At 44.5% G+C, this 15160-nt stretch carries 18 protein-coding genes; 4 read left to right on the top strand and 14 right to left on the bottom strand.

Translation table 11 applies throughout. The annotated features are described in order from the left end of the window. Positions 1 to 179 precede the first annotated feature (179 nt). The 8 genes from QSJ37_RS00360 to QSJ37_RS00325 form a co-directional block, all read right to left on the bottom strand. Positions 180 to 635 carry a GNAT family N-acetyltransferase gene (locus QSJ37_RS00360; protein WP_285752618.1) on the bottom strand — a complete coding sequence of 152 codons (456 nt, stop codon included), beginning with the start codon at positions 633 to 635 and terminating at the stop codon, positions 180 to 182. A gap of 121 nt (positions 636 to 756) precedes the next feature. Beyond that, positions 757 to 1062, bottom strand: a complete 306-nt coding sequence (locus tag QSJ37_RS00355; protein WP_285752616.1) for a DUF5634 family protein — start codon at positions 1060 to 1062, stop codon at positions 757 to 759. A gap of 14 nt (positions 1063 to 1076) precedes the next feature. Then, positions 1077 to 1688 carry a sporulation-specific diadenylate cyclase CdaS gene (gene cdaS, locus QSJ37_RS00350; RefSeq protein ID WP_285752614.1) on the bottom strand — a complete coding sequence of 204 codons (612 nt, stop codon included), beginning with the start codon at positions 1686 to 1688 and terminating at the stop codon, positions 1077 to 1079. Between the two features lie 93 nt (positions 1689 to 1781). After that, complete coding sequence (locus QSJ37_RS00345; RefSeq protein ID WP_285752612.1) at positions 1782 to 3812, bottom strand: putative bifunctional diguanylate cyclase/phosphodiesterase; 2031 nt, start codon at positions 3810 to 3812, stop codon at positions 1782 to 1784. Positions 3813 to 3959: 147 nt separating this feature from the next. Then, a complete protein-coding gene (locus QSJ37_RS00340) occupies positions 3960 to 4709 on the bottom strand; it encodes an IucA/IucC family C-terminal-domain containing protein (RefSeq protein WP_285752610.1) in 750 nt (249 codons plus the stop codon). Beyond that, positions 4706 to 5521 (bottom strand): ABC transporter ATP-binding protein, encoded by an 816-nt coding sequence (locus tag QSJ37_RS00335; RefSeq protein ID WP_285752608.1) that lies wholly within the window; start codon positions 5519 to 5521, stop codon positions 4706 to 4708. Before QSJ37_RS00335 ends, QSJ37_RS00340 begins: the two co-directional genes overlap by 4 nt. Before the next feature lie 18 nt (positions 5522 to 5539). Next, positions 5540 to 6586 (bottom strand): FecCD family ABC transporter permease, encoded by a 1047-nt coding sequence (locus tag QSJ37_RS00330; RefSeq protein WP_285752606.1) that lies wholly within the window; start codon positions 6584 to 6586, stop codon positions 5540 to 5542. Then, the gene (locus QSJ37_RS00325) at positions 6583 to 7584 is read right to left on the bottom strand and encodes a FecCD family ABC transporter permease (RefSeq protein ID WP_285752604.1); all 1002 of its coding nucleotides are present in this window, start codon (positions 7582 to 7584) and stop codon (positions 6583 to 6585) included. Before QSJ37_RS00325 ends, QSJ37_RS00330 begins: the two co-directional genes overlap by 4 nt. 180 nt (positions 7585 to 7764) lie before the next feature. Between QSJ37_RS00325 and QSJ37_RS00320 the strand changes: the two genes are divergently transcribed. Next, the gene (locus tag QSJ37_RS00320; protein WP_285752602.1) at positions 7765 to 8739 is read left to right on the top strand and encodes an ABC transporter substrate-binding protein; all 975 of its coding nucleotides are present in this window, start codon (positions 7765 to 7767) and stop codon (positions 8737 to 8739) included. A gap of 148 nt (positions 8740 to 8887) precedes the next feature. After that, a complete protein-coding gene (locus QSJ37_RS00315; RefSeq protein ID WP_285752600.1) occupies positions 8888 to 9382 on the top strand; it encodes a PCYCGC domain-containing protein in 495 nt (164 codons plus the stop codon). 33 nt (positions 9383 to 9415) lie between these two features. On the opposite strand, the gene QSJ37_RS00310 is transcribed toward QSJ37_RS00315, so the two are convergent. The 6 genes from QSJ37_RS00310 to QSJ37_RS00285 all read right to left on the bottom strand — a co-directional run bounded on the left by QSJ37_RS00310 (position 9416) and on the right by QSJ37_RS00285 (position 14369). Continuing rightward, entirely contained in the window at positions 9416 to 10147 is a 732-nt protein-coding gene (locus QSJ37_RS00310; protein ID WP_285752598.1) for an exonuclease domain-containing protein, read from the bottom strand. Next, positions 10140 to 11189 carry a DUF294 nucleotidyltransferase-like domain-containing protein gene (locus QSJ37_RS00305; protein ID WP_285752596.1) on the bottom strand — a complete coding sequence of 350 codons (1050 nt, stop codon included), beginning with the start codon at positions 11187 to 11189 and terminating at the stop codon, positions 10140 to 10142. Before QSJ37_RS00305 ends, QSJ37_RS00310 begins: the two co-directional genes overlap by 8 nt. Positions 11190 to 11208: 19 nt before the next feature. Beyond that, positions 11209 to 12510, bottom strand: a complete 1302-nt coding sequence (locus QSJ37_RS00300) for an ammonium transporter (RefSeq protein WP_285752594.1) — start codon at positions 12508 to 12510, stop codon at positions 11209 to 11211. Positions 12511 to 12747: 237 nt separating this feature from the next. Further along, the gene (locus QSJ37_RS00295; RefSeq protein ID WP_062755294.1) at positions 12748 to 13155 is read right to left on the bottom strand and encodes a VWA-like domain-containing protein; all 408 of its coding nucleotides are present in this window, start codon (positions 13153 to 13155) and stop codon (positions 12748 to 12750) included. 92 nt (positions 13156 to 13247) lie between these two features. Then, entirely contained in the window at positions 13248 to 14078 is an 831-nt protein-coding gene (locus QSJ37_RS00290; protein WP_285752588.1) for a DMT family transporter, read from the bottom strand. 93 nt (positions 14079 to 14171) lie between these two features. Continuing rightward, positions 14172 to 14369: a YozQ family protein gene (locus QSJ37_RS00285; protein WP_285752585.1), complete on the bottom strand. Its 198-nt coding sequence runs from the start codon at positions 14367 to 14369 to the stop codon at positions 14172 to 14174. A 149-nt stretch (positions 14370 to 14518) separates the two neighbouring features. Between QSJ37_RS00285 and QSJ37_RS00280 the strand changes: the two genes are divergently transcribed. Then, entirely contained in the window at positions 14519 to 14647 is a 129-nt protein-coding gene (locus tag QSJ37_RS00280; protein ID WP_255265206.1) for a hypothetical protein, read from the top strand. 27 nt (positions 14648 to 14674) lie between these two features. Beyond that, the gene (locus tag QSJ37_RS00275; RefSeq protein ID WP_081188905.1) at positions 14675 to 15136 is read left to right on the top strand and encodes a YndM family protein; all 462 of its coding nucleotides are present in this window, start codon (positions 14675 to 14677) and stop codon (positions 15134 to 15136) included. Positions 15137 to 15160: the final 24 nt, after the last annotated feature.

Below are 15160 nucleotides of genomic sequence, written 5' to 3'. Positions count from 1 at the left end.
GTTTCCATCTCGATTTCTTCGACTCCTTGATCGTTCTTTCGCGCCAGCTCGATAGCTGGCAGCTAAAATGCTCCTTTTTTGCTTGTCTCAAAATATACCAATCTAACAACGAATTTTCCGGCCCCATCGAAAATCCGCCGCCCGCAAGCATGATGATTTGTCTTATTATCCTATCCCCCTCATGCCAGCCGTTTCACAAGCTTCGTAAGAGAAATTCCTTCCGGCATCCTCATTTGTTCGACTTCACAAAAACCGTGACGTTCATATAGAAGAAGCGCCGGTGTGTTCGCGCTTCCTGTCATCACGATGATTTCGTGAGCATCCCGCTCTTTACGACAGACAAATTCGATCAGCGCACTTGCAATCCCTTGCCGGAAAAAGTCAGGATCCACCATCAAGCGGCAAATATGAATGGTCTTTTCTGTCCGCTCGTAGGAAATCGCTCCTGCCAGCTGTTCCTGCTTTATATATCCAAAAAACCGTTCTCCGCACCGTCGTAACGTTGCGACTGTATCTTGCAATGGCGGAAGGTCGGGAAATCCGATCAGCCGCGCCTCGACAGCGTAAGAACGCAATTGAAGGCGCAGCACCGCTTCCGCCCATTCGCCTGCCGCTATGTCTATCTCCCGGATCATACGTTTTTTCCTTTCTGTTTCATCATGCGCCGTCCATTTTTATTTCTCGATGATCGTTTCATTTTCCTTTTTTCTTCACAAAAACGAAGACGATCTTGCCATGTGGCATAGATCGTCTTCGTTATCGTCTATTGCTAATATCGTCCATCGCTTCCTGCAGAAATTGATACCCTTTTTGTTCATGCCCGTCTTTCCGTACTGTCCATTCTTGTTTTTCCAATGCCAGCTCGCCGCGTTCATTTTTGACAAATGGCATATGAAGGACAATCATTTTATCATCTTTGTTGATCGTATAGCCGATGTAATACTTGTTTCCTGCGCCTTCTTCTTCGAAAATGCCGACTTGGTCCAAATGATAAACATCCATCAACGGCTGCAACGTGTCAATAAACTCATGGATAATCACGCTTCTTGGTACAAATTCCATCTTTCTCACTCCTTTCATGGACGCAGTACGTATAATCGTCCGTTAATAGCAAACGAGATGGCGCCGGTTTCTTCGGAGACGACGATTACAAGCGCATCACTTCGCTCTGTTAACCCAATTGCGGCGCGATGGCGGGTACCTAATTTCCGCTTCGGTGTCACATGCTCGGCAAGCGGCAAAATATTGCCTGCCGATACAATTTCGTCATAACGGATTAACGCTCCCCCATCATGAAGCGGATTGCCTGGATAAAAAATCGTTTCTAACAACGTATGTGAAACCTTTGCCCCAATAGGAACACCATGATGCAATAAATGATCCAGCGAATCCTTTCGCTCAATAACGATGAGAGCACCATGACGGCGTTCCGCCAAATGTTTTGCCGCAAGGGACAAATCGTCATAATGCGGCGTATATTCCGCTAAATAAGAATGCAAATAAAAAGAAGCGGCCGCTGTTTGTACATCCAAGATATGCTTTTGCAATGTTTCTAAACGCGACAATATACAGCACTCATCCATCATTAACGATTGGCGGATTGCTTCCGCCTCCTCCGTAATGTCGTGTAATGAACGAATTATTTGCTCTTTCATCGGTTGATTAAGCGGTAAAAACTCTTGAATCATGGAACTCCCCCATCGCCGTTTGTTACTATTAGTGTGCGACATTTATAATGAAAAACGGACGGAAATAATAGGAAATCCCTTCTAATGTATTCATTAGAAGGGATGAGAATCAAATACCGTATACTCTTCTAGCCATTTTTGCAACTTCTCGGCTTCTAACGACTTGCTAAAGTAAAATCCTTGGGCAAAGTCGCAATCCATCTGTTGGAGAAGCGCCACTTGTTGATACGTCTCGACGCCTTCCGCCAATACTTGAATATCCAAGCTTTTTGCTAAATGAATAATCGTATCGACAATCGTCGCATCTTTTGAATTCTCCGCAATCCCTTGAATAAAGATGCGGTCAATTTTTAATAAAGACACCGGCAGATTCCGAATGTACGCTAACGAAGAAAATCCTGTGCCGAAATCATCAATCGCTACTTGCACACCGATATTTTTTAACTGAGTTAAAATATGCTTGCCCGTTTCAAAGTTTTCCATCAAGCCGCTTTCTGTCACTTCCAAAATTAAAAGCTCTGGCGCGAATTTCGTATCTTGTAAAATATGGACAATATGCTGAACCAATTCCGTTCGATTCAGCAAAAACGGCGATAAGTTGACAGCTAATTTCAGCCCAGGGAACTGCGTCTGCCATTCTTTCACTTGGCGGCACGAATGTTCAAGCACCCATAGCGTAATTTCAAAAATGAATCCACTCTGTTCGGCAAGTGGAATAAAGTCGAGCGGGGGAATTTCTCCAAGCGATGGGTGACGCCAACGCAACAGTGTTTCCACTCCCATCGTCGTGCCGCTGCCAAGCTTAATTTTCGGCTGGTAGCATAAATAAAATTGCTCACGCAAAATCGCAAACGGCAAATCTTGTTCAATGATCGCTTTCCGATTTTGCGTCGGTCGATAAAACTCATAACCATTTTTTCCTCTTTTTTTCACATTATATAGAGCTTGATCGGCGTATTTCATGACCTGCTCGATTCGGTCGCTATCTTTTGGAAAAAAAGCAATTCCCATCGATAGCGTAGACTGAATAAGCTGTTTTTCATAATAAAACGGCTTATGAAACGTTTGAACAAGCTCATCGGCGAGTTTCGTCACTTCTTCTTTCGTTATGTTCGGAAGCAAAAGCACAAATTCATCTCCGCCAATGCGCGCAAAAAAATCTTCGGAGCGCAGCACGCTTTGCACCCTTCTTACCGCTTCCTGTAAAAAATAGTCGCCAGCTTGATGGGAAAAATGATCGTTAATCCATTTAAATTTATCAAAATCCAAATAACATAACGCAAAATCGGTTTGGCTTTCGATCAGCTGCTTTATGTATCTCTCAAAATAGCTGCGGTTCGCAATGCCTGTTAACGAATCAAAGTAGGCAAGCTGCCGTAACTTTTCCTCGTACTTTTTCCGTTCGCCAATGTTTTTCACCGTCACAATCACATAATCAAGTTCATTTTGTTCATTCACAATTGCTTTCCCTTGCGCTTCCATCCATATCCATTTTCCTTCGTTATCGCGTTTGCGAAATTCAGCGATTTGGGTGTCATATGTACGATATAGCTCATCAAACTTCCTCACAATGTTCGGCAAATCATCAGGATGCACAAATTGTAAGATATCTTTATACGAATATTGGTGAATTGCCGTGCCTACTTTCTCAAGAGAAGATGGTATGTATAATAGCTCACGCTTATTGGAAAAAATAAGAATATAATCCGTAGAATGTTCAGCGATGAGTTGAAAATGTTGTTTACTTTCTTCCAATGCACGTTCTAGTTTCTTTTCCTTCGTCACATCGCGACATACGCACAAAATCGAATCGATTTCTCCTTGTTCATTTACAATCGGCGAAAAAATAGCACTCACTGGAACGATACGGTCATCCGCTTTTTTTATCGTCCATTCTACATTATGTATGGATTTCCCATTTCTAACCGATTGCAATAACGGTTCCACTACGATGGTTTCCATCTCAGCAATGGATTCAAAATGGACGTATCGTACCGCGCCGCTGCCATTTGTACCTAACAGTGCTTGAAACGCAGGATTCGTATAAATTACATATCCTTCTGTATTTAAAATCGCGACTGCCTCGGTAAAATAATGGAAAAAAGCAGCATACTTACCTGTCATGAAGCAATTACCTCTCAATGATAGTTTTTAAGAAAAGCTGCCTTGTATACTTTCATTTTTACGAAAACATATACAAAAATCAACAAAATTCGCGAAAATTTCTTAAAAAAAGAAACAACACCGCTTTTGCGATGTTGCTTCATCAGGTTATCTGCTGATCGCCTGGCAGCGCTGACTAGCTATACAAGGACATGTCTGACAATGTGTTCCTCCATCTGTTTGGTAATAAAGGCAACATGTTGACCGCTGTCTCGGATGAGCGTTTCCTTTCCAAAATCGTTTTAACGGATTTTGTCGAGGAGTGCCGAATAACGCTCCATCCGCGTCGTGAACGAGATAATGAAAATCATTGCAAAGTTGTTCGTGGGCATGGGCAAGGGCTTCATCGTTCATAAGCGTTTCATACAGCCAATAAATGTAAATCGCGATATTCTCCCATAATATATGGGCGGATATTTTTGTGATTTTCCGCAATTTTTCTATCAGCGGGAAAAGGTGCACCGCAAATAGCTGTCTTACCGTCTCTTCCCGCCATTGGTCACGACAGCCCGTGCATATTTCTGTCTTGAGCTCCTCAAAACGAAAAGTCGGCAGCCACATCTCATCACGATCGTCCGTTTCCATCCAAATCCGCTCTGGTGACAGCACAAGCCGTTTATTCCAAACGGACATCGCATAAAGCGACATCGCGACAAGGAAGCTATATCGCTTAATCAACATCGATGCCGCGACAGCGTCATTAGCAGCGCCAAGCCTGTCGCGCACTTTTGCTACATAATCGATGAGCACGCTATCCTCAGACAGACGATCCAAGCGAATCGATAGCGGCGAATTGGTTTGAGCGGTTGAAAGCCGATATGTTTCTAATACCTTTATTTCCTCCGCGGAAAGAATCATGATGAAACGCCTTCTTTCCGCAAAATACATCTTCCTTTTCCGTATGGAATGCAAAGTGGAGTCCCAAATAGCGGATCATATGTCACTTGACAATCCATTTGAAATACGTCTTTCACCAATTGACAGGAAATGATTTCTTCCGGTTTTCCTTGCGCATATATTTTTTTATCGCGAATCGCCACAATATGGTGAGCGTAGCGGCAAGCCAAGTTTAAGTCGTGAAGCACCATGACAATCGTGCGCTTTTCCTTCTCGTTTAACTCAAACAATAAATCAAGAATTTCAATTTGGTGCGTCATATCCAAATACGTCGTCGGTTCGTCCAATAAAATAATGTCCGTATCCTGCGCCAGCGTCATCGCAATCCAAGCCCGCTGCCGCTGTCCCCCTGAAAGCGAATCGACCGGACGCTCCGCTAATTCTGTCATCCTCGTTGCTTCGAGCGCACGCCGCACCGCTTTTTCATCTTCTTCGCTCCATTGTTTCAGCCACGTTTGGTACGGATATCTCCCTTGCTTAACAAGCTGCAGCACGGTCAATCCTTCCGGAGCCGTTGGCGACTGCGGCAAAATCGCTAACTTTTTCGCCACCTCTTTTGTCGGCAATTTCGCGATTTCCTTTCCTTCCAGCAAAACCGCACCGCCCGCCGGTTTCAAAAGCCGTGCCAAAGCGCGCAATAACGTCGATTTCCCACAGCCATTTCCCCCGATAAATACGGTAATTTCTCCTTTTGGAATCATTAAATCTAATTCATCAATAATGATCGTGTTTCCATATGATAACGTTAGCTCCTTTGCTTGTAAGGCGTTCATGTTCTTCCACCCCTTTTATTATCGGCTTTTATATAATAAGTAAATAAAATACGGTGCCCCAACTGCCGCGGTAAACACCCCGGCTGGAATTTCCATCGGCGCAAACAACATGCGCCCAGCAAGATCAGCGGCCATCACGAAAATAGCTCCTAATAGCGCGGAGGCCGGAAGAAGCGCTCCAAATGAGGAACCAACAAGCCTTCTCGCCATATGCGGCGCCATCAACCCGACAAAGCCAATGCCTCCCGCGAAAGCGACCGCTCCTCCAGTTAAGGCAGTGCTTAGTAATAGAAGGAAAAAACGCTGCTTTTGCAGGGAAACTCCCGCGCCGATTGCCAATTCATCGCCTAATTCTTGAATGTTCATCTTCCGTACTGATAAAAAACTGATTGCTAATAAGATCAATGCCCATGGTGCAAGCAGTGTAACATGTTTCCACGAAGCGCCATAGACGCTTCCGGTAATCCAAACGTTCGCCTGACTCGCCCGATAAATCGGTCCGGTAATCATCAATAACGTTGTGCATGCCTGCATGAGTGCCGATATTCCAACCCCAATTAATACAAGTCTTAGCGGTGCCATTCCATTTTTCCATGAAAGGACATAGACAAGAAGCGCCGTTATTGTTGCACCAAGAAAAGCGGCGAACGGCAGCCAATGAATACTAATAGTCAAGGAATGGTTTTCATCGCTAAACAACGTCAAAAACGTGACGACCGCTGCCGCGGCCCCGCCCGTAATGCCGAGCACGTCTGGCGAGGCGAGCGGATTGCGAATCATCCCTTGCAAGATCGCCCCTGCCACCGCAAGCAACATTCCTGCTAACAATGCGACAAGAATCCGCGGCAAGCGAAACGTATAAATCACGACTTCGTTCATATCCGAACCATTTCCAAACAACGTCTTCGCTATTTCCAACGGGGAAATATACATTTCGCCACTTCCTGTGCTGACAAGAAATATAACCACACTAACAGCTAATAATATCAAACTAATGGTTATCGCTTTTTTGTCGACTAAAAACGAGATTGATTTCCCAATTCGCAATGATATATACTTCTTCATTTCTCCAAAATCCCCCTACGGGCAATATAAACAAAAAACGGAACGCCGAGAAACGCTGTCACAATTCCGACCGGAACTTCGCGCGGCATTAAAATATAGCGGGCCCCGATATCAGCCGCAATTAATAAAATCGCTCCGATCAAAGCACAATACGGCAATACCCAGCGATGGTCCACGCCAACTAGCGCACGGGCAATATGAGGAACGATGATGCCGATAAACCCGATCGGTCCAGCAACAGCGACCGAACTTCCGGCAAGCAGCACAACAAGAAGCGCTGCTCCTGCTTTCACCGCACTCGTGCGCTGTCCTAAACCTTTCGCCACATCATCTCCCATCATTAAAATATTCACCTTTTGCGCGAGCAAAAGCGAACCAATCCAGCCAACGATAAAGTATGGAAGAACGGCTGTTAACATTTCCAGCTTCCTTCCGGCTACCGAACCGGCCAGCCAAAATAATACTTCTTCAAGCGCCTTTTCATTCGCCGCTAACATTCCTTGTGTTAATGAAGCAAACAAAGCGGCGACCGCCGTGCCGGCAAGCGTTAATTTCAAAGGGGTTGCTCCTTCTTTCCCAACAGCGCTAATGATGAATACGATTACCGCTGCCAGCGCAGCACCGCTAAAAGCGAGCCATGTAAATATTTGCAGCGAATGAACTTGGAAAAAGGTCACAAATAGAACGATAAAAAAGCCCGCTCCCGCATTAATGCCGAAAATTCCCGGAGAAGCAAGAGGGTTTTTCGTCAGCGCCTGCATAAGTGCCCCCGCCATCGCCAAACTCGCTCCCACCGTCGCGGCAATCAGCGCCCGCGGCAGACGGACCGTTTCAATAATGATATGGGCATTCGAACCGTTATTGTTTGTAAATGCCTCTATCGCATTTTTCCAACTTGTATCGGTATATCCGTAAATGATGCTCATCCAAATGGTTGCAAGCAACAACAAGCATAGGAGGAACAAGCCAATCGATTTCTTCTGGTTTGTGGCTAACATCGTAAATCTCCCTTATATATTATCTATCTCTATCGATAAGTCTATTTGATAATGACTCTCAATGTCAATGGTTTTTTATTTTATTTTCACTCATATTTTTTATTGACAATGATTATCGACATCATTTATTATTTTCGATGTTAATGAAAATCATTATCAAAAACTAAAGGGGGATACATAATGTTCAAATCTAAACTCTCTTTTCTCATTGCCGCTGTTATCTCTCTTCTTGCCATTCTCGGCGGCTGCGGCAAAAATGAGGAGGCAGATCCAAAACAAACGAACAGCAATAAAAAACAAACAGAAACAACCTATACCATTGAACACGCCATGGACACCACAGAAATAAAAGGAACACCGGAGCGCGTCGTCATTTTAACGAATGAAGGAACCGAAGCGCTATTGGCGTTAGGCGTCAAACCGGTCGGCGCGGTCAAATCATGGACAGGCAACCCATGGTACGATCACATTAAAGACAAAATGGAAGGCGTCAAGGAGCTTGGAACGGAAGCAGAACCAAACCTAGAAGCGATCGCGGCATTAAAACCGGATTTAATTATCGGCAATAAACTGCGCCATGAAAAAATTTACGAACAGCTAAAAGCCATTGCCCCGACTGTTTTTTCCGAAACGCTTCGCGGCAACTGGAAAGATAACTTTATGCTCTATGCCAAAGCAGTGAATAAAGAAGAAAAAGGAAAAGAAGTCATCGCTGAATATGACAAGCGTATTGAAGACTTAAAAGCAAAATTAGGCGATAAATTGAAAATGAAAGTATCCATCGTTCGCTTTATGGCAGGAGATGTTCGCATTTATCATAAAGACTCCTTCTCCGGTGTCATTTTAGATCAGCTAGGATTTTCCCGTCCGGAATCGCAAAATGTCAACGACTTTGCCGAAATGGGTGTAACGAAAGAACGCATCCCAGCGATGGACGGCGATATCCTCTTCTACTTCACCTATGAAACAGGAGACGGAGAAGCAAGCAAACTAGAAAAAGAATGGATTAACGATCCGCTCTTTAAAAGCTTAAACGTTGCAAAACAAGGAAAAGTGTACAAAGTAAGCGACACGATTTGGAACACGGCAGGCGGTGTGCTCGCTGCCCATTTAATGCTCGATGACATCGAAAAATATTTCTTGCAACAACAATGAATGCAAAAAACTGCCCTGCGTACGCAGGACAGTTTTTTTTTGTGCAAGCAGCCTCCATCAACAGTGCTGGCGGCAGAAAAACGTTGCCGCTTCCGCTACACTATGTTAGATTGAAAGTACAAGCCTATACAGAAAGGATGACGATGGCATGAAGCGAACCGCCATTATGGCAGCGTGTCTTCTTTCATTTAGCATCATCATGGGCGCTTGCTCCGATGACAAAGCAAGCGAAGCGAAGCATGACCATTCCATGACATATACAACCAATTCCGGCGATATTCGTGAAACAACGAAATCGATTGACCATCTTCCAACCTTTTTAAGCAATTTTGAAGAAGATATGGCTGTTTTGTATCAGCAAGCCGCCAAACATAAAGACTTGCTCGAGCATATTCCTTGCTACTGCGGCTGCGGAGAAGCGGCGGGTCACAAAAATAACCTCGATTGTTTCGTTCATGAAACGAAAAAAGATGGTTCGATCGTTTGGGATGATCACGGAACAAAATGCGGTGTATGTCTCGAAATCGCAAAAAAAGCGATTGCAGAATATGACCAAGGTAAATCGATCAAAGAAATACGGAAAATGATTGACGAGAAATATAAAGAAGGCTACGCGGAACCGACACCAACGAAACCGCTGTAATGCAAAAGGCGATCTCCTTTTGGAGACCGCCTTTTATCGCATGCTTAGCGCGCTATACAAATCATATAACGTTTCTATGTTTCTGCTTTTTAATTCTTCTAATAGCCGATCCCATAGCTCTGCCATCGCCTGTACATCCCCATCGGCTGTATGCCGTTTTTCGCAGGAAATCCCGTAGTATTGTAATGCCGCATCTAGCGAAGGAAACGGACGATGCCGCACCATTTCGGCAATGGGCTGCATATCTAAAAAACGCGCAGTCCATTTTGTCCGGTAATACGTCCAGAGAAAATGATTAAGAAACGATAAATCATGGCCAATATGATATCCGATCATTACCCCTCCATGGATGAACGATAAAAACGAACGCATCGCCTCCCATAGGCGCGGCGCATGTTGCACATCTTCTGCTTGAATTCCTGTCAGCGAAGAAATGTGCGGCGGAATCGCTTTTTCTGGACAAACGAGCGTAAAATATGTTTCTTTTACGATTCCGTTTACCGTTTTCGCCGCCGCCATCGCTAAAATTTCGTCACCGTGTTGCGGCGAAAACCCCGTCGTTTCCATGTCAATGATTATAAACATGACTTCATCAAGGGGCATCGTCATATCGATTTGCTTCTGTTGCTCTTTCCTTAAAGAACGAATCCATATTTCTTGCTGCAACGAATGCTCTCCGCCTATGAATGCGGACGATGCTTCGCGCGGTATTTCAAGTGACAAAAAACGAAGCGCCCGCTGCCAAAAACGATGCCGCTCACTCACCTATACCACCTGCCCGACGCACGACAAACCGCTGCAATCTTTTTGCTGTTCTCATCGCTTTTTTCAGACATGTTCGTTCGTTTGCTTCCAGCATGCGCCATAACACATAGTCACGGTCACTTCCAGCTTCTTTTGCATACTTTAGCCGAATGTAGTAATACGTCAAGAGCGCCTCCCTCGCTTCTTCTGCCAACGGCAACGGAAGCAGCGCTCGATTTGCGATCTCGCACCATCGTTCCCACGTCGTCGCTGCGGAAATATCGGCAACACATGCTAGCCACTTTAATGCGTTGACGATTTGTACATAGCCGCTATGTTTCATATGAATCGCTCCACTGTGGGGCCCCCATCGTTCCATTTGTACGTTGTGCAGCCAGCCTAAAGGGATGGCAGGAAATGTCACATGCTCCCCCATGCGTCGCAGCAACTGCATCTCCTGGTTTATCGAGCGAAACAGTCTCCGCCGGCTATCGGTAACCAGCTCGCTATCCCCATAAATCGGCCGCATATCCATCGCGATAAACAAAAAACGAATATCATTAGGGAGGCAGCCGCTGATGTACATCTCTATCTGTTTTTCCCAATCGCGAAGCGACTGCCCCCATCGTTTGTTTGTCGCCATCACATATCCTGAACAATATGGATAGCCAATTTCGTATAAATAATTGGTTCCGACTGCCGCAACATGACGGATGAATTCATAACATTGTTTCTCTTCATGTTCACCGCATTCAAACAAAATGCCATGATCTTGATCTGTCCATATAGTCGGCTCTCGTCTCCCCATGCTCCCCATCACATACCAACACCATTTTCGCGGGCGTATTCCTACCGACGCGCGCAATGTTTCCTCTTCCGCAAACAGAAAAGCCCGCTTCACAAGAGCATCATGCGCATCACTGATGATAGGAGAAATCGATTCAATCTCCTCCCATCGCAAAATATCACGAACCCGATTGGCAAGTTCGTCATGATACATGCGAAGTTCGCCGATCGTCTCCGCCTCTTCCATTTGCTTCATCCATTCGTATAACGATTGCATGAAAACGCACATCCAAACATTACTGTTGCATAATCGGCTTTGATTGGTAAGCAGGGTCAAGTTGCTCAGGGTAACCGTATGAGCCGTGCTCACTAATATCCAAGCCGGAAATTTCTTGTTCTGCCGTCACACGCAATCCAATCGTTTTCTTCAATACAAACAACACAACCAAGGAAACGACTGCTACATAAACCGCTGCGCCGAGCACGCCGACTGTTTGTACGATCAGTTGATGAAATCCGCCGCCATACACAAGGCCGGCCTTTCCAATCCCTGTTATTTCCACTAAACGCGGCGAAGCAAAAAATCCCGTTGAAATCGTACCGATAATGCCGGCGATGCCGTGCACGGAAAACGCGTAAATCGGATCATCAATCCCTTTTCGCTCAAAATAAATCGATGTCCAAAACGTCAATGAGCCCGCTATCGCTCCGATCACTACCGCCGCCCACGGTTCCACGAAAGCGCATGCCGCTGTAATCGCCACTAACGCCGCGAGCACCCCGTTGACCATTGCCGGAATGTCGGCCTTTCCAATCATAATTTTCGCGGTTACAATCGCCGCAATCGCTCCGGCCGCTGCTGCCAAGTTGGTCGTCAACGCAACGTAGCCGAAAAATCCATCGCCTACCACCATCGTGCTTCCCGCGTTAAATCCGAACCAGCCAATCCATAAAATCAACCCGCCGATCACCGTATACACTTGGTTATGCCCTGGAATAACGTTCGGCCTTTTATCTTTATTGAATTTCCCTATTCGCGGCCCAAGCAAAACTGTCGCGACCAGCGCGGCAATCGCTCCTTGCAGATGAACGACCGTAGAGCCTGCAAAATCTTGCATTCCTATTTCTCCGAGCCAGCCGCCGCCCCAAACCCAGTGACCAATCACTGGATAAATCGCAATCGTAAAAATCGTTCCAAATAGAAAATAGACGGATAATTTAGCGCGCTCGGCAAATCCACCCCATGCAATCGCAAGCGATACTCCGGCAAAACCTAACTGAAACAAAAACTTCAACTCCAACGGAACATTCGCCCATGACAGCGAAGCAAACGTGTTTTCATCTCCTTGCAAAAACCATCCTTCTGTTCCGATAAGCCGATTTCCCGCTCCGAACGTAATCGCGAAACCAAATGCCCAAAAAGCGAGCGAAGCAATCGCAAAACTCAATATTTGTTTTCCTGCCACATGACCGGAATTTTTCATTCTTGTCGATCCTGCTTCTAACAAAGCGAACCCTGCCTGCATCCCAATCACTAGTATCGCGCTCACCATCACCCAAAGCGCATCAAGTCCTGCCGCCAGCATTTTTCCATCCATTCTTCTCACTCTCCCCTTTTTGTTATATTTTATAACTCTATATGTAATAATATATAACACAAAAATCTTTGTTTTCAACTTCAATTTGTTTTTGTAATCGCTTACTAAATAATTTTTATGTAATATTTTATAACATAAACGTTCTCTGCCTATTTTTTCACTTTCTTACGGCAACCCTAGTCCAATAACAAAAAAAGAATGCCTTAAAACAGCATTGTTTTAAGGCATTCTGTCCGTTTACGCCACGCGGATCGGTTTGCCAAACGGCACACGCGGCGTATAATCATCGGGAACAATCCAAAACACTTCGTAATCCACTTCCAATTCTTCATAAAAATATCCGGTTACATCGGTAATGTAAAAAAGCGTATCGATTTTTTGTTCTTTTGCCCATTCCAATACTTCCGTATATGACGATTTTCCATGTTTAAAATATTTAATAGCCGCCATTCCGACAGGAGACACGTCACGAATTTTAAAATCGGCCTGTACTAACAATGTATCTGGTCTTACTTTTTCAAACAGCTTAACAATGTTTTGAATTAAAATCGGACGGGACGGACGATTGGATGTATCAATCGCCAAGGCAATGGAATGATCTTTTCGTTCCTTCAGCAGTGAAAGAAGCGCCCTTTGCCATTTCACGATCATCAGCCTCCTTAATATGATGTTAAAAATCAGTATTAGTATGGACGGGAAGGAAGCTGAGTACGAACTGTTTTTCTTTCCTCTTTCTCCTACAATTTTGTCAAAATCAATCCGAATAACGCAGTAATAATTCCAATAAGCTGGTACGATTTCAATTTTTCCTTAAATAAGTAACAACCAAGCACTACTACGACTAAACAGTTTAAACTAACAATCGGAAATACGATAGAAGCAACACCTTGGTTCAGCGCATAAAGGTAACAGCTAAATCCGATGACGCTAAATAGCGCCACCGCTGTCCCAAGGCGCAACTCCCGCTTTTGTATCATTGTGTTGCGACAGTTCCAAAATAAATACATCCCTCCACCGCCATACATAGCAGTCAGCAAATCCAATGAACCGATGCCGATAACAGAACACCACTTCATCAAAACCCCAACCGCTCCAAACGAAACAATCGCCATGCCGATATGGATCAGCCAAGGTATGTATTCATAATTTCCTTTCGCCTTCGGAGTGTATTGGATAATGGCAGCAGAACATAACATGCATAAAACGCCAATCCAATGCAGGAGTGGAATGTGTTCGCCAAATACCATTCCAGCCGCCAGCACAGGAAAAATCGCATTCACCGCAATGAGCGGTGCCGTTAAGCTAGCTGGACCTTTTTCAAACGCCCCGGACATTTGAATGTTTCCCGTTGCGTTGCAAATGCCGATTAACGCTCCGAGAATAATCGATGCCACACTAGGATGCAGCGATTTCGTCATCCATCCATACAACGCCATGATGAAAAATGCGACGACATAAAAATAAAACTGAATATGTTGTTTCGACATCGAATGGCGCGTGCTCCACTTCAACAGCGTATTGTTAATGCCGAAACAAACAGCGGTGAATACAGAAGCAGCCAACCACACTTTTGTCTCTCTCCCTGGTGACGATGTACAACTTTTATTATAAATCGAGAAGATGAAATAACGTCAAGGATTTTCACACCTTGACGCCTTTGCTTACTGCTCATTTTGTCCAGAAAGGGGAATATCTTTTCCATTTACATCCTCAATGACCCCATCGACTGTCCCTTCCATATACACATCGCTCACTTGTTCGTGCGTTGTCGCCAACGTGGAAGATAAAGAATCAGTACGTTCATAATCAGACGGATCATATTGTTTTCCCGCAATATTTAAGTTTTCTTGTTTTCTCATTATTCATGCCTCCTTGTTCATTCTACTCATTATTAATGTGGAACAATCAGAAAAAATAAAAAGAGGGAGTTTATGGTTATTTACATGTATACGTTCACACTAAAAAGACAAACTAATGATAAAGAATGATAAGAGAGGATGAACGCAACTTGAAACAAGAAAAACAAAATAAGAGCATCGAACAACAACAAAAAGACCGCCAACCGGAAAAAGAGATGGAGAAACAATCCGGATACGGGGATAAAAAACTAGAAGGACCAAATTTTCCGGCTGAATAATTGTTTGCTAAAGGATGACGTTCAGCGATGAGACATTTACTCGCTCTTGCATGGAAATACATGTTGCTTGCCACTGTCTTTTTTGCGATGATCCCGTTATTTTTACGCGTTTCCTCAGCAGAACTGTTATGGTTCAGCTTATGGATGACGCTTGTGGCTTATGCGCTCGGCGATTTATACATTCTTCCGCGTTTTGGCAATTTATCAGCGGTGATTGCCGATTTTGGCCTCGCTTTTGTCGGCGTATGGATCGGAATCGGCATTTTTTACAATGCTGGCGGTGCTGCTGTTATAAACGCCGCATTCTTTTCCGCACTGCTTGTCGCACTAGGCGAAATATTGTTTCACGCCTATATGAATCGAATCGTTCTTCGCCATCAAGATGAGAAAAAAGAACATTCTATGCGGCGAGGGCTGCAAACAGAAATTGCGGAAGAATTCGATGTTCGAAGCGCAACAGACCAAGAAGAAGACAAACAAGAAAGCTGACCTCACTCGATAAGAGGTCAGCTT

Source organism: Parageobacillus sp. G301, from assembly GCF_030268025.1.
GTDB classification, from domain to species: domain Bacteria; phylum Bacillota; class Bacilli; order Bacillales; family Anoxybacillaceae; genus Parageobacillus_B; species Parageobacillus_B toebii.
The sequence above is the reverse complement of the archived record's forward strand: the minus strand, read 5'-3'. Positions and strand labels throughout refer to the sequence as shown.